Annotated in this window: 18 protein-coding genes and 1 other annotated feature; all 18 genes read right to left on the bottom strand. The window is 38.6% G+C overall.

Features of this window, described 5'->3' with window-relative positions:
* Window positions 1-117: 117 nt before the first annotated feature.
* The 18 genes from ilvB to ACLRVU_RS05340 all read right to left on the bottom strand — a co-directional run bounded on the left by ilvB (window position 118) and on the right by ACLRVU_RS05340 (window position 21,028).
* On the bottom strand, window positions 118-1,794 hold the full coding sequence (gene ilvB, locus ACLRVU_RS05425; RefSeq protein WP_412891030.1) for a biosynthetic-type acetolactate synthase large subunit: 1,677 nt from the start codon (window positions 1,792-1,794) through the stop codon (window positions 118-120).
* A gap of 12 nt (window positions 1,795-1,806) precedes the next feature.
* Window positions 1,807-3,483: a dihydroxy-acid dehydratase gene (ilvD, locus tag ACLRVU_RS05420; RefSeq protein ID WP_412891029.1), complete on the bottom strand. Its 1,677-nt coding sequence runs from the start codon at window positions 3,481-3,483 to the stop codon at window positions 1,807-1,809.
* 14 nt (window positions 3,484-3,497) lie between these two features.
* Entirely contained in the window at window positions 3,498-4,580 is a 1,083-nt protein-coding gene (leuB, locus tag ACLRVU_RS05415; protein ID WP_412891028.1) for a 3-isopropylmalate dehydrogenase, read from the bottom strand.
* Entirely contained in the window at window positions 4,580-5,080 is a 501-nt protein-coding gene (leuD, locus tag ACLRVU_RS05410) for a 3-isopropylmalate dehydratase small subunit (protein ID WP_412891027.1), read from the bottom strand. Before leuD ends, leuB begins: the two co-directional genes overlap by 1 nt.
* Window positions 5,081-5,092: 12 nt before the next feature.
* The gene (gene leuC, locus ACLRVU_RS05405) at window positions 5,093-6,358 is read right to left on the bottom strand and encodes a 3-isopropylmalate dehydratase large subunit (RefSeq protein ID WP_412891026.1); all 1,266 of its coding nucleotides are present in this window, start codon (window positions 6,356-6,358) and stop codon (window positions 5,093-5,095) included.
* Window positions 6,359-6,448: 90 nt separating this feature from the next.
* Window positions 6,449-7,459, bottom strand: a complete 1,011-nt coding sequence (ilvC, locus tag ACLRVU_RS05400) for a ketol-acid reductoisomerase (protein WP_412891025.1) — start codon at window positions 7,457-7,459, stop codon at window positions 6,449-6,451.
* A 20-nt stretch (window positions 7,460-7,479) separates the two neighbouring features.
* The gene (gene ilvN / locus ACLRVU_RS05395; protein WP_412891024.1) at window positions 7,480-7,980 is read right to left on the bottom strand and encodes an acetolactate synthase small subunit; all 501 of its coding nucleotides are present in this window, start codon (window positions 7,978-7,980) and stop codon (window positions 7,480-7,482) included.
* 8 nt (window positions 7,981-7,988) lie between these two features.
* Window positions 7,989-9,668: a 2-isopropylmalate synthase gene (gene leuA / locus ACLRVU_RS05390; RefSeq protein ID WP_412891023.1), complete on the bottom strand. Its 1,680-nt coding sequence runs from the start codon at window positions 9,666-9,668 to the stop codon at window positions 7,989-7,991.
* A gap of 52 nt (window positions 9,669-9,720) precedes the next feature.
* Window positions 9,721-9,981 (bottom strand) — a binding site (T-box leader).
* Between the two features lie 124 nt (window positions 9,982-10,105).
* Entirely contained in the window at window positions 10,106-10,576 is a 471-nt protein-coding gene (locus ACLRVU_RS05385; protein WP_412891022.1) for a GNAT family N-acetyltransferase, read from the bottom strand.
* 57 nt (window positions 10,577-10,633) lie between these two features.
* Complete coding sequence (gene treC / locus ACLRVU_RS05380; protein WP_412891021.1) at window positions 10,634-12,274, bottom strand: alpha,alpha-phosphotrehalase; 1,641 nt, start codon at window positions 12,272-12,274, stop codon at window positions 10,634-10,636.
* Entirely contained in the window at window positions 12,261-14,084 is a 1,824-nt protein-coding gene (gene treB, locus ACLRVU_RS05375) for a PTS trehalose transporter subunit IIBC (RefSeq protein WP_412891020.1), read from the bottom strand. The genes treC and treB overlap by 14 nt, the downstream gene beginning before the upstream one ends.
* Before the next feature lie 86 nt (window positions 14,085-14,170).
* Window positions 14,171-14,881, bottom strand: a complete 711-nt coding sequence (gene treR, locus ACLRVU_RS05370; protein ID WP_412891019.1) for a trehalose operon repressor — start codon at window positions 14,879-14,881, stop codon at window positions 14,171-14,173.
* Window positions 14,882-14,959: 78 nt separating this feature from the next.
* Window positions 14,960-16,003 carry a D-alanine--D-alanine ligase family protein gene (locus ACLRVU_RS05365; protein WP_412891018.1) on the bottom strand — a complete coding sequence of 348 codons (1,044 nt, stop codon included), beginning with the start codon at window positions 16,001-16,003 and terminating at the stop codon, window positions 14,960-14,962.
* Window positions 16,004-16,094: 91 nt separating this feature from the next.
* Window positions 16,095-17,426: a DUF6179 domain-containing protein gene (locus tag ACLRVU_RS05360; protein ID WP_412891017.1), complete on the bottom strand. Its 1,332-nt coding sequence runs from the start codon at window positions 17,424-17,426 to the stop codon at window positions 16,095-16,097.
* A complete protein-coding gene (locus ACLRVU_RS05355) occupies window positions 17,413-17,826 on the bottom strand; it encodes a DUF6323 family protein (RefSeq protein ID WP_412891016.1) in 414 nt (137 codons plus the stop codon). The genes ACLRVU_RS05360 and ACLRVU_RS05355 overlap by 14 nt, the downstream gene beginning before the upstream one ends.
* Window positions 17,827-17,958: 132 nt before the next feature.
* On the bottom strand, window positions 17,959-18,816 hold the full coding sequence (locus ACLRVU_RS05350) for a polyphosphate kinase 2 family protein (RefSeq protein WP_412891015.1): 858 nt from the start codon (window positions 18,814-18,816) through the stop codon (window positions 17,959-17,961).
* Between the two features lie 65 nt (window positions 18,817-18,881).
* Window positions 18,882-19,640 carry a peroxide stress protein YaaA gene (yaaA, locus tag ACLRVU_RS05345; RefSeq protein WP_412891014.1) on the bottom strand — a complete coding sequence of 253 codons (759 nt, stop codon included), beginning with the start codon at window positions 19,638-19,640 and terminating at the stop codon, window positions 18,882-18,884.
* A 41-nt stretch (window positions 19,641-19,681) separates the two neighbouring features.
* Window positions 19,682-21,028, bottom strand: a complete 1,347-nt coding sequence (locus tag ACLRVU_RS05340) for a UDP-N-acetylmuramoyl-tripeptide--D-alanyl-D-alanine ligase (RefSeq protein WP_412891013.1) — start codon at window positions 21,026-21,028, stop codon at window positions 19,682-19,684.
* Window positions 21,029-21,125: the final 97 nt, after the last annotated feature.

The raw sequence follows: 21,125 nt of genomic DNA, 5'->3' as shown, positions 1-21,125 counted from the left end.
AAGCTGATCCATAGTTTCTGCCTCCAAGATTATTTTAGGATAATAAAGTCAAATTGAAAACAAATCTATGGTTGAATTAATCTCTAAAGTAAAAAACTCTGCTTTATCGCAGAGTTATTATTTATTTAAATCTTCATCTGTAAAGGTTTCTGCAATAGCGCCTCCCGGTGCTACCATCGGCCATACTTTATCATCTTGATCGATGATGCATTCGATTAAAACAGGAGCGTTTAAAGCAATCGCTTCTTTGATTATGCCTTCTAGTTCTTCTTTCTTTGTCACACGATAAGCTTTTGCCCCAAAGGCTTCCGCCAATTTCACAAAGTCTACCCCGTCATTTAAGATCGTGTGAGAATAACGCTGATCGTAGAATAGAGTCTGCCATTGTCGCACCATTCCCAACACTTGATTATTCAGCACGACTTGTATAAGCGGAATCTGATTGCGGCATACGGTTGCCATCTCATTTAAATTCATTCTGAAACATCCGTCACCGGCAATATTAAACACGGTTTTTTCTCTGTTCCCTAGCTTTGTCCCAATGGCTGCACCTAAACCAAACCCCATTGTTCCTAATCCGCCTGATGTAATGAACTGACGAGGATGTTTGTATTTAAAATACTGTGCTGCCCACATCTGATGCTGTCCGACTTCGGTGACCATCAAGGCTTCCCCGTTTGTCACACGGTCAATCGTTTCAATTATATAAGGACCCGTTAAAATACTTCGATCGTAAGTTAACGGATATTTTTCTTTTAACTTCTGAATTGTGTTCATCCATAATGAATGCTCTTGTTTTTCTAAACGGCTGTTCAACACTTTCAGAATCTCTTTAGCATCACCGACAATGGCATGATCCACTTTGATATTCTTATCGATTTCTGCTTCATCAATATCGATGTGAATGATCTTCGCCTGACTGGCAAAAGTTTCTGTATTCCCAGTCACACGGTCACTGAATCTAGCCCCGATAACGATCAGTAAATCAGATTGACTAACCCCAAAGTTAGTGGGTTTTGTTCCATGCATTCCAATCATGCCGGTATAACGTGAACAGGTATTCGGGTAACTTCCTTTACCCATTAATGTATCACAGACAGGGGCATCAACCAGATCAACAAAAGTTTTCAGTTCGTCGGTTGCTTCGCTGATGATGACTCCTCCCCCACTCATAACAAACGGCTGCTTGGAAGCTTTGATCATTTCGACAGCCTGATCGATTTGATCTAAAGTAAATGTATCTTTCGCCATTTCTTTTTCTTGTTTTGGCATTTTTTCATATTCATATTTAGCGGCTGTCACATCTTTAGTAATATCAACAAGAACCGGTCCCGGTCTTCCCGATGCAGCAATTTTAAAGGCTTTTCTGATCGCCGGTGCCAAATCACGAATATCTTTAATCATATAATTATGTTTAGTAATGGGCATTGTCATTCCCATGATATCCACTTCTTGAAAACTGTCTTTACCGATCAGGTTGGTTATCTGGTTGCATGTAATCGCAACAACAGGTACAGAATCCATATAAGCAGTTGCTAATCCGGTTACTAAATTCGTCGCTCCCGGACCTGAAGTTGCCATGCATACCCCTACTTTTCCGGTTGAACGGGCATACCCATCTGCTGCATGGGATGCCCCTTGTTCATGTGAGGTCAAAATATGCGTCAGCTTATCGCGATATTGATATAAGGCATCATAGACATTTAAAATAGTTCCTCCCGGATATCCGAAAATAGTGTCTACGCCTTGTTCCAAAAGACATTCAATGACGATCTGTGATCCTGTCATCAACATATTTATTCCCCCTTACTTTTCTTCCGGTACTTTTAATACGGCTCCTGTATTTGCTGAAGTGACTAAAGCGGCATAACGTTTTAAGTAACCCGTTGTAATTGATGGTGTTTTTGGTTTCCATCCCACTTTACGTGCTTCTAGTTCTTCATCACTAATTTGTACTTCTAAAATATGATTTGGAATATCAATATGAATCATATCTCCCTCTTCAACAAAGGCAATCGTTCCGCCCACGGCAGCTTCTGGTGAGATGTGTCCGATGGATGCCCCTCGGGTTGCCCCAGAGAAACGCCCGTCTGTAATTAAGGCAACATCTTTATCTAAGCCCATTCCGGCAATCTCAGATGTTGGTGAAAGCATTTCACGCATACCCGGCCCGCCTTTAGGTCCTTCATAACGGATTACTACCACGTCACCTTTGACAATTTTATTTGAGCGAATCGCTTCGATCGCTTCTTCTTCTGAGTTAAACACTCTAGCTGGTCCTGTATGCACAAGCATTTCTTTAGCGACCGCTGACTGTTTTACCACTGCCCCATCTTTTGCCAGATTTCCTTTTAAAACAGCGATACCGCCTGTTTTTGAATAAGGCTCTTCTACCGGACGAATAATCGTTGGATCCAGGTTAATGCATCCCTCGATATTTTCTGCCACTGTTTTTGTGGTACAGGTGATGATATCGGTATTCAGAACACCGATTTTATTTAATTCATTCATGACTGCATAGATTCCGCCGGCATCATTTAAATCTTCAATAAAGGTATCTCCGGCTGGCGCTAAGTGACATAAATTCGGAACTCTTAAACTCACTTGATTAGCGACTTCTAAGTCTAGTTGCACCCCTGCCTCATAAGCAATAGCAGGAAGATGAAGCATAGAGTTCGTTGAACATCCTAAAGCCATATCCACAGCTAAGGCATTCATAAAGGCTTTTTCATTCATAATATCTCTTGGTTTAATATCTTTTTTCACAAGTTCCATGATCTGCATTCCGGCATGTTTAGCTAAACGAATTCTTTCAGAGTAAACCGCTGGAATTGTTCCATTCCCTTTTAACCCCATCCCTAAAACTTCAGTTAAACAGTTCATTGAATTGGCGGTGTACATCCCCGAACAAGAACCACAGGTAGGACAGGCTTTATTTTCAAACTCTTTTAATTTTTCTGCTGTCATTTTTCCGGCATTAAATTGTCCGACTGCTTCAAACAAAGATGATAAGCAAGTACGTTTACCGTCCAAGGCTTTCCCTGCTAACATCGGTCCGCCGCTGACAAAGATTGTCGGGATATTGACACGGGCTGCCGCCATCAATAACCCTGGAACATTCTTATCACAGTTAGGAATCATAACCAGTCCGTCAAATTGATGAGCAATCGCCATCGCTTCTGTGGAATCGGCAATCAATTCACGAGTCGCTAATGAATATTTCATTCCCACATGTCCCATTGAAATTCCATCACAGACCGCAATAGCCGGTATTTCTACCGGTGTTCCTCCGGCTAGATAGATACCTTTTTTAACGGCTTCCGCAATTTTATCAAGATTCATATGTCCGGGTACGATTTCATTATAAGAATTTACCACACCGATCAATGGACGTGCTAATTCTTCTTCGGTATATCCTAATGCATTATATAATGAACGGTGTGGTGCACGCTCTACACCGCTTTTTGCGTTATCACTTTTCATCCTTGTTCCCCCTCTTATACTCTTTGGGCAATTAATGTACCCATTTGACTTGTTGTTACTTTCTTTGTTCCTTCTTCGTAAATATCGCTTGTACGATACCCTTCTTTTAATACTTGCCCAACTGCTGCCTCAATCTTTGCTGCTTCTTCATCTAAATCAAAAGAATAACGAAGCATCATTGCTGCAGATAAAATGGTCGCAATTGGATTTGCTTTTCCGGTTCCGGCAATATCCGGTGCAGACCCATGGCTTGGTTCATATAAACCGAATTTTCCTTCCGCTAAAGAAGCACTTGACAACATACCGATAGATCCTGTTACCATGCTGGCTTCATCGGATAAGATATCACCAAACATATTTTCTGTTAAGATGACATCAAACTGCTTTGGATCACGAACCAACTGCATGGCACAATTATCTACCAGCATATGTTCTAATTTGACTTCCGGATAATCCTTTGCCACTTCTTCCACTACTTTACGCCATAATCTTGATGAATCCAAAACGTTTGCTTTATCCACACTGATCACTGATTTTCGACGTTTCATGGCAATATCAAATCCCCATTTTGCGATTCTGCGAATCTCGTTTTCATCATAAGTTAAGATATCGGTAGCTTTCTTAACCCCGTTCACTTCTTCTGTTTTACGATCACCGAAATAGATTCCGCCGGTTAATTCACGCATAATCATCATATCGAAGCCACCCTTTGTGATTTCTTCTTTTAATGGGCAGGCACCTTTTAATTCTTCATAAAGATAAGCAGGTCTTAAGTTTGCGAATAAACCTAGTTCTTTTCTTATTTTTAAAAGTCCGGCTTCCGGGCGAAGATTAGGCGCTAACTGATACCAAGGTGACGTCGTTGTATCGCCGCCAATCGCCCCTAGAAGAACGGCATCACTTTTTTTAGCGATGGCAATCGCTTCATCGGTAATAGGAACACCATAGGCATCGATGGATTCTCCCCCCATCAATACACGTTCATAATTGAATTGATATCCGTATTTTTCCCCGACAGCATCTAAAACTTTGATTGTTTCATCAACGATTTCGGGACCAATCCCATCCCCTTTAATCACTGTAATCTGGTAAGCCATTATTGTGCCTCCTTCTTTTTTGAGTTGACATAGTTCACCAATCCGTCTAGTTCGATCATTTTCTGTAAAAATGGCGGAAAAGGCTGAGCCTGATAATGTTTATTCTTTGTTTTATTATAGATAATTCCGGTTGCATAATCGATTTCGATTTCATTTCCTTCATCGATGTCATCTGCTGCCTCTACACATTCTAAGATCGGAAAACCGATATTAATTGAGTTACGATAGAAGATACGGGCAAATGATTTAGCAATGACACAGCTTACACCACAGGTCTTGATTGCTAAGGGGGCGTGTTCACGAGAAGAACCGCAGCCAAAGTTTTTTCCACCGACAATTATATCCCCGGATTGAACCTTGTTCACAAATTCTTTATCAATATCCTCCATGCAGTGTGCGGCCAGATCACGAGGATCAAATGAATTTAAATAACGTGCCGGGATAATGACATCTGTATCAACGTTATCCCCATATTTGAATACTTTTCCTAATGCTTTCATAATGTTCCTCCTTTAAATATCTTCCACGCATGCTATGACACCTTTAATAGCGCTGGCAGCGGCTACTGCTGGTGATGCAAGGTATACTTTTGAATCAACATGTCCCATACGTCCAACAAAGTTACGATTTGTCGTTGAAACACATTTTTCTCCTGCAGCTAATACGCCCATATGTCCGCCCATGCATGGTCCACAGCTTGGTGTATTAAATGTACAGCCACTTTCAACAAAGATTTCTGCCAAACCTTCGGTAATACATTGCAGATAGATTTTTTGTGTTGCCGGGATCACCATTACTCTGACATGATCCGCAACTTTATGGCCCTTTAGGATAGCAGCAGCTTCACGCATATCGTTCATACGTCCGTTTGTACAAGAACCGATAACAACTTGATCAATCTTAATCGGTTCCATCGCATATACTTCATCAATCGTTTTTGCATTTCCCGGTAAATGTGGGAAAGCAATCGTCGGACGAATTTTTGACAAATCAATCGTATATTCTTCATCATATACAGCATCTTCATCCGGTGCATATTCAGTATATGTTTTTGTGGAATGTTCTTTCATGTAGTCTCTCGCCTGATCATCAACGATAAAAATCCCGTTTTTTCCTCCGGCTTCAATTGCCATGTTGGAAATCGTGAAACGATCATCCATAGTAAGTGAAGAAACACCTTCCCCAACGAATTCCATTGATTTATATAATGCTCCATCTACTCCGATCATCCCAATAATATGCAAAATAACATCTTTTCCACTGACATGGGGTGGAAGTTTTCCTACTAAATTAAATTTAATGGCAGATGGGACTTTGAACCATAGTTCTCCGATTGCCATCCCGGTCGCTATATCCGTACTTCCAACACCGGTAGAAAAAGCGCCCAAAGCACCATAGGTACATGTATGACTGTCGGCTCCGATGACGCATTCCCCAGCGACAACCAATCCTTTTTCCGGCAGTAACGCATGTTCGATCCCCATGCGTCCGATTTCATAATAATGCGTTAAGCACTGTTCACAGGCAAATTCTCTCATTGCTTTTGCATTTTCGGCAGATTTAATATCTTTAGCCGGTGTAAAATGGTCTGGTACAATTACCACTTTGTCCTTATCAAAAACCTTTGATCCCATTTCTTCAAAAATCGGTTTAGCCATTGGACCGGTAATATCATTTGCCATTACGATATCCAGTTTTGCTTCAATCAGCTGTCCGGCTGTTACTTCTTTTAATCCGGCATGTGCTGCCAAGATTTTTTGTGTCATTGTCATTGCCATTGTTGTGTCCTCCCTTTGTTTAAATGACGAAGCTACTAATGAGTATCGATTACTCATTACTAGCATCGCATTAAATGCGATGTGTTTAATTTAGTTGTCTAATAATTTGTTGTCATCATTCCAGCTGTATAATTTACGTAGCTCTTCCCCTGTTTTTTCTGACTGATGGTTCGCTTCATTTTTTCTCATAGCTAAGAAATGAGGACATCCCACTTCATTTTCCACTAACCAATCTCTGGCAAATGTTCCGTCTTGGATATCTGATAAGATCTTCTTCATAGCTTTTTTAGTATCTTCTGTGATGATTTTAGGTCCTGTGATGTAGTCTCCATATTCTGCTGTGTTTGAAATTGAATAACGCATTCCTTTAAATCCGCTTTGGAAGATTAAGTCAACGATTAACTTCATTTCATGAATACATTCAAAATATGCACTTTCAGGTTCATATCCAGCTTCTACCAATGTTTCAAATCCGGCCTTCATTAAAGCCACAACCCCACCGCATAATACGGCCTGTTCTCCAAATAAGTCTGTTTCTGTTTCTTCTCTGAACGTTGTTTCCAATACTCCGGCTCTGGCACCACCGATCGCTAATGCATAAGCTAATCCGATGTCATAGGCTTTTCCGGTTGCATCTTGATGAACAGCGATTAAGCAAGGTACTCCTTTTCCTTCTTGATATTGGCTTCTTACTGTATGACCCGGACCTTTAGGTGCGATCATGAAAACATCGATATCTTTAGCCGGTGTAATGCACCCGTAATGGATATTGAATCCATGAGCAAACGCTAAAGCTGCTCCTGATTTTAAGTTTGGTTCAATATCATTTTTATATAATTTAGCTTGTTTTTCATCATTGATTAAGATCATGACGATATCTGCTCTCTTTGCTGCTTCGGCAGAAGTGTACACTTGGAAGCCTTGTTCTTCTGCTTTTTTCCAAGATTTTGATCCTTCATATAATCCAATAATGACATTCACTCCTGATTCTTTCATGTTTAATGCATGAGCATGCCCTTGTGAACCATAACCGATCACCGCTACTGTCTTTCCGTCTAATACTGATAAATCACAATCACTTTCGTAGTAAATCTTTGCCATTTTCTTTTCCCCCTTGGTTATTAATTATTTATGTTTCCATCACTGATACCACGGCTAAGTCCGGTTAAGCCGGTTCTTGCCATTTCAATAATGTTGAAACCTTTCATCATGGCGAGCAATCCATTAATTTTGGATTGATCCCCTGTTACTTCTATGGTTAATGATGCCGGTGCGACATCAATGACCTTCGCTCTAAATAAATCGACGATTGAGACAACTTTCTGACGGCTGTCATCATCGACTTCCACTTTTAATAAGACGAGTTCTCGAAATACCGATCCTTCTTCCGGCAATTCATAGAGTTCTACCACATCAACTAATTTACTAAGCTGTTTTTTGAGCTGTTCAATCACATCTCTTTCTCCGCGAGCCACCACTGTCATGCGGGAAATTCCCGGGATCTGTGTGGTTCCGGCAGTCAGCGTATCGATACTGTACCCACGGCGGGCAAACAGACCGGTCACACGGCTGAGCACTCCAAATGAATTTTCTGCTAGGATTGAAATTACAAATCGTTTCATTGTTTCACCTACTTTTTCATTTTTTCATCTATACGATTCATGGCTGAGAAGATTGCTTTGATCGAAGCGATATTAATATTCGGATCGACCCCTGCACCAAATTCACAGATGCCGCTTGCAGATTCTTTTAACTGAACGTATGCCGCGGCTTTGGCACTTGAACCGGAAGCTAAAGCATGTTCTTGATAATCAATTAATTCTGTTTGAATATAGCCATTTTGATCTAAAGCATTTTTTACGGAATCAATCGGTCCGTTTCCATGCCCGATAATTGTTTTTTCATTCCCATGATCCATCAAGGTTATTTCTACTTTAATAGGGTTCTCACTAGTTGTATCATGATGATCTTCAATGCGGTATCTTACAAAAGCATACGGTGTTTCTTTCGTTAAGTATTCCTGATCGAATGCCTGATAGATTCTTTCCGGTGTGATTTCACCTTCTGCTTCGGTAATCTTTTGAATACTTTTAGAAAAGTCCTGCTGCATTGCCTTTGGCAGTCTGAAACCGTAAGTCGTATCCATCACAAAGGCAACCCCGCCTTTTCCAGATTGAGAGTTAATACGAACGATCGGTTCATACTGACGATTCAGATCCGCCGGATCAATTGGCAGATAAGGCACTTCCCAAGTACCGGTATTTCTTTCATGATAAGCCCTCATGCCCTTATTAATTGCGTCTTGATGGCTGCCTGAGAAAGCAGTAAAGACAAGCTGTCCGGCATATGGATGTCTTGGACCGACTTCCATTTTAGTAACACGTTCGTAAACTCCTTTAATCGCATTCATGTCTGACATATTTAATTTAGGATCAATGCCATGAGTAAACATATTCATTGCGACATTGATAATATCGACGTTTCCGGTTCTTTCTCCGTTTCCAAATAAAGTCCCTTCTACACGATCAGCTCCGGCTAAGAGTGCTAATTCGGTAGAAGCAACGCCGCATCCGCGGTCATTATGTGGATGAACACTGACGATCACACGGTTACGATTTTTAAAGTTTCTGCAGCAGTACTCAATCTGATCGGCATAGACATTCGGAGTATTCATCTCCACTGTCGAAGGAAGATTGATAATCACTTTTTTATTTTCTGTCGCTTCCCATTCATCCATGACCGCATCACAGATTTCGACTGCGTAATCCATTTCCGTTCCCGTAAAGCTTTCCGGTGAATATTCCAAGATGACTTCACCGTCAAACTCCGACGTTAAGCTTTTAACTAAACGCGTTCCTTCTACGGCAATCTGTTTGATCTGTTCCTTATCCATTCCAAACACAACATCACGCTGTAATACTGAAGTTGAATTATAAATATGCACGATTGCTTTTTTCAAACCTTTCAAGGATTCAAAGGTACGTCTGATCAAATGTTCTCTCGCCTGTGTCAAGACTTGAACAATCACATCATCCGGAATCAGCTGGCGGTCGATCAAAGCTCTCAAAAAGTCATATTCAATCTGTGACGAAGAAGGAAATCCCACTTCAATTTCTTTAAATCCCATATCTACCAGCATTTGAAACATCTCTATTTTTTCTTCAATGTTCATTGGGGTAATTAATGCCTGATTGCCATCTCTTAGATCGACACTGCACCAGATCGGTGCTTTGGTGATTTCATTATCCGGCCATGTACGATCTTTCAATTTCACGGTTTCAAATTTTTTGTATTTTTTATAATTCATCATTGTTTCGCCCTTCCTCCATATAAAATAAAAACTCCCGCACTAATCTTAAAGATTAGAGGACGAGAGTTGTATGCTTCCGTGGTTCCACCTCAATTTATTAATATGTCACCATATTAACCTTATCAAGTACGCTGAATAAATCAGTATATACTCTAGCACGATAACGGGTGCAGGGACCGTAGCAGCTTACTTGCCTATGGCGTTTAGTGCTCTGCTCGTGGACGAGTTCGATTAATCACATATGATTCTTTACACCAACCAGAATCTCTCTATGCTATGTTCATCATCTACTATTTCCATTCATCGCATTTGTTTTGTTGACATGATATTACCTGTTTTTTATTAAAAAGTCAACCCCTTTCATTATATTATTTAAAAAATTTTTTTATTAATTTAGCAATAATATAAAAATGGATTAATTTGTTTAATAAAGTGAATTATCTTTCATGAGATTGCCGTCTTTTTACCATGACATAATTTTTCATCTGAACCCCAGCTTTTTCTACAATTTGTGCATGATCTGTCACATACCCCATTCTTATAAAAAACGGTTTAGCCGTAATCGATGCATGGGTTACAATATCTTGATCTTCTGCCACACAAGCCTCCAGTGCTTCTAATAAAAGTCTGCCGGCTCCTTTTCCTTGAAAGGAGGCATGTATATAAAATCGATCGAGATAACCCGAATCATCAATGTCGCCAAATCCAATCACCTGGCCCTCTTCTTCAACAATCAAGCTGTAGTGTTCAAGAAAAGAGATGTTCCATTGATTAGAATCTCGCTTTTTAGGTGCCCATACATCAAGCTGTTCCTGATTATAATCGCGGCAATTAATTGTATGAACAGTATCATAAAATAACTGCATGGTCGTAAACGTATCTGATGGCTGATAGTTTCTTATTTTCATATGTATTCCCCCTTTCCTAAGTATACACGATAAAATAAAAAGATGATCAAAGATCACCTATTTTCGATAATAAATACAAGATTCATAAGGACGAAGAGTCAGTTCTTTTTTCAGTGACTGCGAAGGATAATTGCTTAACAATAACTGATAACCTTCAATATCATCTAGTTGTATCATGACTTCCTTGGCATAAAAATTATTAATTACCAACAAAGTTTCGGACTCAAGATGTCGCAAATAAGCAAAAACTTGCTTTGAATCCTCTAACAAGGGTTCATACAATCCCTCTTGAATCACAGGATATTGTTTTCTTAACTGAATCAATCTAGCGTAATGATAAAAGATTGAATCGTTATCCTGCAAAGCAGCTTCTACATTGATATGCAGATAATTGGGGTTTACTTCCATCCATGGTGTCCGATCACTAAAGCCCGCATTCATCGTGTTATCCCATTGCATTGGTGTTCTTGCATTATCGCGTGATTTTGATTGCAGGATAGCATAAATTTCTTCATCTTTTAATCCTTGATTTTTAAGGATATGAAAATGATTAATACTTTCAATATCACGATATTGCTTTAAATCTGTGAAATAAGCATTCGTCATGCCCAATTCTTCCCCCTGATAAATATAAGGTGTTCCACGCATCATATGCAGGGCTGTTGCGAGCATCTTTGCAGATTCACGATGATACTCCTTGTCATTGCCGAAACGAGAGACAATACGGGGCTGATCATGACAGCACCAAAACAAAGCGTTCCAACCGCCTCCTTCTTGCATACCGATCTGCCAGTCATTAAACAGCTGCTTTAATTCCATAAAATCAAATGGCATTAACGTCCATTTCTCTTTATTTAAATAATCCACCTTTAAATGATGAAAGTTAAAGGTCATATCTAACTCATGATGTTCCGGTTTACTGTAGCGTACACAATTTTTTATTGTGGTAGCTGACATTTCACCGACGGTAATCGTATCATCACAACGACCAAACGAATGTTCATTCAACTCTCTTAGATAATCATTTACTTTCTTACAATCAGTGTAGAAACGTTTTCCTACGCCTTCAAAATCATCTTCAAAGCTTTCCTTGCTGATAAGATTGATGACATCAAAACGGAATCCGGTAATTCCCATCTCTAGATAGTAGTTGACAATCTTTGCCATCTCTTTAACAACATTCGGATTTTCCCAATTTAGATCTGCCTGTGTAACATCAAATAAATGTAAGTAATATTCATCGAATGCTTCTACATATTCCCAAGCATTTCCACCAAATTTGGACTCCCAATTCGTCGGCGGCTGATGATTTTGTCCTTTTTTGAAAAAATAAAAGTCTTTATAGTAAGGGTCTCCTGCCATTGCTTTTTTAAACCATTCATGATGGGTAGATGTATGATTAAAAACCATATCAAACATGAGCCCGATTTCTCTTTTTTTAGCTTCTTTAATCAATCGCTGTAAATCATCAAGGGTTCCGTAAATCGGATCTATCTCATAATAATTAGCTACATCATAACCATTATCATTCTGCGGTGAGACAAAAAAAGGCGTCAGCCACAGCATATCTACCCCTAGCCTTTTTAAATAATCTAACTTTTCAGTCACTCCATTTAAATCCCCAATACCATCATGATTCGTATCATTAAATGATTTAGGATAAATCTGATAGATCACTTTATCTTTAAAGTTCTTCATTATGTTCCCCTTTCAATTCTATAATCTTTTCTTGTAATGCCTTTATTTTCCCGCTTTGTTTCAATGTAATTTCCTGTCCATTGGTGAAGATAATGGGTGAAACCAACGATTTTCCCTGTTGCAAAATATAAGTCGGATCAACTTCCACCAGCTTGTCTCCTTGTTTAATCCTATCTCCGACTTTTACTAAAGGAATAAATCCTTTTCCCTGTAAAGCCACCGTATCCATACCAATATGGATTAAAACCTCCTGCCCATCCTGACTTTTAATACCATAAGCATGACCGGTTGGATAGGTCATTACTACTTCACCATCAAAAGGAGCATATACTGCGTTTCCCTCTAATTCAATCGCAAAGCCATCTCCCATTAAACGCTGAGAAAAGACCTGATCTTCAACCTTTTCTAAAGGTATTAGCTTCCCTTTCATCGGTGAAACAAAGAAAGCTGAGACATCTGATTTTAAGCATAATTTACCTGTAATCAAGGTGAGCATAAACGAAATACATATAGCGATGAACAGCGCAATCAGGTAAGAAGGAATAAATTGAGGTAAAATGGAAAAGATACCCGGCAATCCCCCTACACCAATAGAGGCCGCCATAATCTGTTGGTGTACAGCAAACAAAGCCGCGCAGCTGCTGCCAATCACTGCACAAATAAATGGAAAACCATATTTTTTATTCACTCCAAACAAAGCCGGCTCAGTCACACCAAGCATACAGGAAATACAAGCGGGTACATTCACAGCCTGATACTTCTTTTCATTTCTTTGCAGACAGATCATCCCTAATACAGCAGCTCCTTGGGCAACATTCGCTAAAGCAATCAAAGGCCAAAGCATCGTTCCGCCAAAGCTGCTGATAAACTGCAAATCTAGCAATGTTGTGATATGATGCATGCCTGTCATCACTAAAAACATATAGCCTCCGCCAAATAGAATTGCACTCAGGTAAGAGAATGGTGGAGTAAAAAGAAAATACAGCAAATCAGCCAAACCACCACCAATCAGACTACCTAAAGGCGCTAAAATAAACTGACTAAGTACAACTGCGCTGATCAACGATCCAAAAGGAACCACCAGCATACCGATTGATTCCGGCGATAACTTCCTAAATAAACGTTCTAAATAAACAAGGGCAAACCCCGCTAAAATAGCCGGAATGACTTCAGATGGATATCCCTTAATGTTTTCAAGCTGCTGATAGGAGGTAAGCAAAGCCGGAGATACCAAAGTAATCCCTAATACAATACCTAATATCTCACTGCCTTTCATTTTCTTCATGATGGACCACACAATCGCAATCGGCATGAAATAGAAAACCGCATTGCCTATCATTCCCAATAATTCTGCTACTGCAAGAAAGAATGGAGAAATCTGAGCTAATGTATGAGTTCCCTGATCAAAGAAATAAATACTGCCAATAATATTTTCTAAGCCAATCACCAGCCCACCGCAAATAATAACCGGGATGATGGGTGAAAAAATTGCTCCCAGATTAGCCATGATCTTTTTTAACGGATGCACATTTACTTCTGACTTTAGCTGTGTGGATGTGCTAGGCTGATATAGCTCCATTAAATCTTGGTAAAACAAAGAAACATCATTTCCGATAATAATCTGAAACTGTCCCGATTGCTTGACTACCCCTTTCACCACGTTTATCGTTTCAATCGCTTCCTGATTGACCTTCGATGAATCTCTTAATTCAAAACGTAAGCGGGTCACACAATGGCTTAACGCTTTAATATTTTCACTTGCTCCCACCGCCTCAAACAGTAGTTCCGCTTCTTTTTTATATTTTCCCATCTTGCTTCTCTCCTCTTTTATCAGTTGCATTATAACTTGTACGTACATGTATGTCAATGGTCAAAATAAAAACTATCCGAAGATAGTTATCCATGGCGTCTGGCAAAATCTACAAAGCGGAATTTATCGGGACGATGGCGAGATTCAGTAAACTGAAACAAGCGAGTATCTTCCAAATAAACCAACGATTTTACTACGACAACCAAATCATAATTCAGCATATCCAAATAATTCCGATCCACTGCTGTGCATGACTGCACCGTTATTTCCTTTTGAGCATAGCTGATGGGTAAATGCAGTGTATTTTCAATATATTCATACAGTGAGTCTCCGGCAATTCGTTCATCCATGAAAGGGACAATGTCTTTGATTAAGTAATCAATATCATAGATAATCTTCTCATCGTCATACTGACGTATTCGTTCTATTTTATATAGTTCTGTATTTTGAGGTATCGACATTTCTTCACTCAATGCTTGATCGGCTTTGATGATGCATACTTTTTTCACATGCGTTTTAATACTTTCTGGGCGTCCTTTTGCCAGTTCTTTAAAACTGATAACACCGGAAACCGGAAAGCTGATGCGATCCGTTTGCAGAACAATCGATCCTTTTCCTTTATTTTTTTGAATAAATCCATTTTGAGCCAATAGCGTCAAGGCTTTGCGAATCGTATCCCGGCTTGCCTCATAGGTTTTCATCAATTCGTTTTCACTGGGAAGAAGTTCTCCTTTTTGGAATTTCCCCTGTTCAATAGCTTCTTTTAACTGCAGATAGATCGCATAGTATTTACTCATATTCCCACCTCTTTCCTATTTTATAATAATTCGAATATCTCTACAAGCAAACATAATAAAAAGATGGTTCCCCATCTCTTATCTTTCTAATGCCAATTCGATTAAGCGGTCTAATAATTTTTGATAGCTCAGTCCACTTGCTTCCCATAATTTAGGATACATACTGATACTTGTAAACCCGGGCATCGTATTGATTTCATTTAAATAGACCTCTCCGGTATCTTTATCTAAAAAGAAATCCACACGTGCTAATCCATGTCCATCGACTGCTTTAAATACTTTGACTGCTGTTTCCCGAATATATTTTGTCACTTCATCACTCACTAATGCCGGTGCTCTTGTTTTTGAATTTTCATCTTCATATTTAGATTCAAAAGTATAGAAGTCTCCGGCTGGCAGAATCTCTCCCACGATTGTTGCCTGAGGATCATCATTTCCTAAAACCGCACATTCCAATTCTGTAGCGTTAATACCTTCTTCTACGACTACTTTACGATCATACTGGGCTGCTTCCTCTAATTTTGCCATTAATTCATGACGATCATTCACCTTATAGCAGCCCACCGAAGACCCGCTGTTAGACGCTTTAACAAAACAAGGATAACCAAGCCTTGATGTAATGATGTCTTCAATATTCGTATGTTCACAAAAATCCTGATCGACGATTACCAGAGTGCCATCGTAACGCTTTTTCACATAGGCGGATTTCACTTGCTTCACCCCTGCCTGTTCAAGGATCATTTTTGTATAAATTTTATCCATTGATACACTTGAACCCAGCACTCGGCAGCCGACATAAGGCACTTTAGCTAATTCCAGCAACCCTTGAATCGTTCCATCTTCTCCATACATTCCATGAAGTACCGGAAATACAACATCAAAAGATTTAATCAATCCATAAAGATCTTCCACTTTTTGGCTTCCATCCAGCCAAGAAGGCAAGGTTAAATCGGTTTGCTCAGGTGATAAAATGTGCCATTGCCCCATTAGATCGATTCCCGCTAGTGTAATCTCATATTTATTTTTATCTAATTCTCTATATACAGATGTACATGACATTCTTGATACGGAATGTTCAGTTGACTGTCCTCCGCAAATGACAAGTAATTTTCGTTTATTCATCTCTCTCGTCCTCTTCTTTTTTTAATCCTTACCTATTATATCATTGAACTAAAAAAAATCACTAAAAAATAAAAGAAATTCATCTCACAAATCAACATGCTATCTTCAGACAATTAAGCCATTTTTCAATTTCTGACCACTTTACAGATGACAACGCCTTCAAAAACTGAATAAACTGCCTCTGCCATTCCATCGAACTCTCTAACTCCTCTAATAAGGAATGGTTTAAACATTGGGTCTGATGGAAAGCATCGCCATTAGGATTAAGCAGTTTGATGATAACCGCCACCTCCTTTAAGTCCATACCGGAAAAGAACTGCTGGTATTCTTCACCATAAAAGATATCATTTTCCAATAAATCCAGTACATCATAAAATGGAATATCAGCAAGATAACGAATCTTTTCCTCTGCTTTGGTCATCTCTTTTAAATCATAGAATGCTTTATCAAATACAGCATTAGCTGGACTTTCTAAATAGACCATCGTTTTTTCACTAAAGGTAAGCTGGTATACGAAAGCATCATAGTTCTCATAAATAAAATATTTAAATATACGGATAATATTTTCTTTATAACTAAGTAAATAGTTTCTGACTTCCTGATGTGCGACATGGGATAAAGCGGAGGTTATTTCGTGTGTTATATCTTTGTCTGATAAGATATTTTTCAATTCATCTATGTCTTTCTTTTCAAAAAATAATCCGATGGAATGATGCAGTAAACAGTAAGCTGTCATCTGACATGCGATTAATTCAAAAAGATTGATGCTTAAATAGTCGATTGAAATGCCTTTAAGAGCAACATATTGCCCAATAAGCTCAGGCAAATCATGACGAAAATACCAGCAGAAACGATTTTCTAAAGCAAAACGACGGATATAGTAAATAACTAAGTCTGTTCCCGATAAGCCATACATGTCATGATCTAACGGTAATCCATCAATGAGCGGATAATCCAAATCTCCTTCTACATAGCAGTAATTAAAAACTGCTCGATACTCTTGTAAAGTCTTTAGAAAATTAGGAATCTGTTCATTGATGATACTGAGATAGCGGTCATTTTGAACAGGGAGTATCTGTGTCTTTAAGGAGTCGTAGATGACTTGTATTTTTTGAGTGTCTCTTTTTAGTATATGAAGTCCATCCTCAAAAAAGAACATGATTGAATGATCGTTTAATGCTTTAGGATCTTTACAGCTATGCTTAAACATATAATTAATGGTATCAATAATCCTTAAAAACTGACTCTGACTGACCGAGCTGCTGTTTTGATGTTGGTAATGCAACGCTAAATGCAAAGTAAGCTCCTCTATTTCCTGATAGATACTTGCAGCTTTTTCATCGCTGATATAATGCCGATCTAAAGCAATCTGAATTGTCTCAAAAAGAGAATAGTGTGGTAAAACTAATTCATTGATTCTCATGCTGACCTACCTCCTGATCCAATAAAATAAGGAGTTCATCCATGATCGAGGTGTACTGACCCTTTGTTTGTTTAAAAGCAATAGCAACAAGTTCACTTAAACGATCATCGGACAGTCGCCAGTCATTTTGTGACCGAACCATATAATAAGAACGAATGATCATTCTTAATGTATCTATATAGTTTTGATCGTGCAGATAACCACTCTCAATAATAGGGATTATCATTTTCCTCATTTTAGCAGGATCAAGCTCAACCCATTCCAATTGTTTACAAACCTGTCTTTGATAGGTAACCAGGTTTTGATAATCTTCTAAAGATAATGTCACTTTGATCACTAAAAAATCCTGCTTTAATTTCAGCCATTCTTTATCCTTTTCCACTTGTTTTTTTATGAGCATATGTTGTCTCCTTTCTAAAGACTACATACTTAATAACATATCCATGCTTACATATCAATTCTTGAAAAAATCGTGATTTTGTGGTAATATAAGCATAGAGATAAAGAAAAAAACGTGTCATACAGCACGTTTTTATTGTTTTAACTGTTTTTTTGCTTCCTGCATTGCTTCACGCATTTCATCAGATACTTCAGGATACTGCGGATCAATTTCTTTAAGCGCATCAAGCATAATTTCCGATACTAAATAGCGGGTATACCACTTTTGATCGGCAGGAATGACATACCATGGTGCTTCCTTTGTTGCCGTTTTAGTGATCGCTGTATTGAATGCTTCCATATATTCTTCCCAAAGCGCTCTTTCTTTTAGATCACTTTCAGAGAATTTCCAGTTCTTTTCAGGAATTTCAATACGTTCTAAGAAACGTTTTTTTTGTTCCTCTTTTGACACATTCAAAAAAATCTTAACAATACGGTAACTGTTGTCGTAAAGGTATTCCTCATAGTGACGAATATGTTTATAGCGTTTTTCAAAGAAATCTTTTTTCAGGCAGCGCTCTGCCATCTGGTAGGTCTTTTGCAGTTCATGAACCTTTACAACCAAAACATCTTCATAATAAGAACGATTAAAGATCGCCATCTTTCCTCGTCTTGGCATCGCCTTGTTGGCGCGCCATAAGAAATCATGTGCCAATTCTTCACTGGTTGGCTGTTTAAAACTGTAGACATCGATCCCTTGAGGATTAATGCCGCTCATCACATGCTTGATTGTACTGTCCTTACCGGCTGCATCCAGTGCTTGTATAATAATAACTAATGATTCTTTGGAATCCGCATATAATCGATCCTGCAAAGCATCGATTTTCATTTGATTTTCATTTGTTTTACGAACGATTTCTTCTCGCCTTGACTTATCCAGCTTACTGTTGGTTGGCATCTTTCGAATATCACATTCCTTATCTCCATCAAATCGATATTCTTTTATTTCCATACTTTCGTCCTCCTCATTGATTTCATTATACCCCTATTTATATAAAAATGCCAAAAAGATAAACCCTAACTTTTTTGTTTTTGCTTTCTTACAAAAATATAGCGTGACTCATCAGACAACGCTTCATCAAAATGATAGCCTAATTCATGAAAGGCCTTCACCCCTTCAAAGTCTAAAATGTTATGTTCACTTAAATAGCGTACCATTGCCCCTCGTGCCATCTTGACATAAACACCTTTTTCTTTTAACAAAGTACCATCATCTTCCATAAAGTAGCATTTCACGTATCTTACATCCGACGTAACAAATTTTTGTATGATACGGCTATGCTGGGCACTCGCTAAATCTAAGATTTCTTTATCTTCCTTAATAATAGCTTGATAGATCTTATCTTTCCAAAAATCATACAAGCTGCTACAAAAAGAAGTATGAAACGGATTATTGATTTCCAAACGATAGGGTACCACTCCGTCAAATGCACGCAGCAAGCCATAAAACCCAGATAAAATATAGAGATGTTCACCGGCATAGTCAAACCATTTTGTTTCAAAGATATGAGGTGCCATGTAGGTATACTGAATCCCATCAAACGCTAATAAAGCCGGAGTGAAAGATTCTTGAAGATTCATCTTCTGATACATTTGATAAGCCTGCTCCGCAATCGCCTCACTGCATCCTAGTGTCTTTTTTAAGGCTGGAACATTCAATGTTTTCATATGGCGTCTAAGCTCCTCGCTCTCTTGAATGAACATGGGAATTGTTTTAGCTTCCATATAATCGATATTCGTTCGCATCTTTTTAGCTGGAGCAATAATAATCTTCATGGTCTCACCTCCGATTAAAAGAGACTGTCCTTTGACAGTCTCTAAGCTGCTTTATAACGTTCCATCAAATAACGTGTAATCTCTACTAAATTCATGCCCTGAGACCCTTTCACCAGCAAAATATCCTCCGGTTTTAATAAGCTGTCTAACTGACGGATAGCCGCACCATTATCTTTAAAATGATAAGTTTCCTTGATCCCATTTCTTTTGGCACTGTCTTCAATAAACTTAGATTCCTTTCCGATACAGATAACAAGATCAATCTTCTTTTTAGCTAAGGTACTCCCCACCTGACGATGCAGATCTTCACTGAATTCACCCAGCTCCAACATATCCGCTAAGATCGCTACTTTTCTTTCTTTATATTTAGATAACACATCAATACTTGACATCATGGAATCTAAATTAGCATTATAAGTACCGTCTATCAGCGTCATGTTTTGTGATAATGAATAAAAATCCATTCTTTTCTTTGTAAGTTCAAAGGATTCAATACCTTTAATCATCAATTCCGGTTCAATCTTTAACTGATCTCCCACTGCAATCGCCGCCAAAGCATTTGATACAAAATGACTGCCCGGAACATTTACCGTTACCAAGCGATTTTTCCATTTAAATGTACTTAAATGTGGGATGGATACAATATCAGATGCCTGATAAAGAGAAGGCTGTTCCATTCCAAATGTAATCACCTCATGATTTAAAGCATATTCATGAAGCTTATCATTATCATTATTAATAATTAGTTTGCCATCTTCTTTCAAGCCGTCAATAATTTCCAGCTTTGCTTTTAAGATATTGTCACGTGATCCTAAATTACCGATATGTGCCGTTCCGACATTGGTGATGACCGCAATATCCGGTTCAGCAATCAAGCTTAATTCATGAATTTCACCTAAGTTATTCATTCCCATTTCCAGTACCATGACTTCTTCATCCTGCAGTCTTAAAATAGTGAGAGGTAACCCAATCTGATTATTATAGTTCCCTAAAGTTTTTAAGGTTTTATATTTGGTTTCAATAACACTGGCTATCATATCTTTCGTACTGGTTTTGCCAACGCTTCCGGTAATCGCCACTACTTTTACACTCTTATGCATACGATGATAATGTGCCATGTCCTGTAATGCCTTTAAGGTATCCGCTACTAAAATGACAGTTTTATCCGAAGGATAATCGCCTTCTTTTGCTGTGATAATCGATCCTGCACCATTTTGAAAAGCCGTCTCAATAAACGTATGACCATCAAACACTTCTCCCACTAAAGGAATATACATATCCCCTGGCTGTATTTTTCGTGTATCTTGATTAAATGATCGAATGTCCGCATTTATATCTCCTTGAAGCAATTTCCCATTTGTAGCCGCTAAGATATCTTTTACTTTCATGTTATCCCCACTTTCGTTGTAATTTTATTATACTATAAAAAAACATTGGTGCAAGTTATAAGCCAATTTCTCGAACTAAAATAAAAACTCCTCTTTC

The organism is Beduini sp. (assembly GCF_047239305.1).
GTDB lineage: Bacteria > Bacillota_I > Bacilli_A > Erysipelotrichales > Coprobacillaceae > Beduini.
The sequence above is the reverse complement of the archived record's forward strand: the minus strand, read 5'-3'. Positions and strand labels throughout refer to the sequence as shown.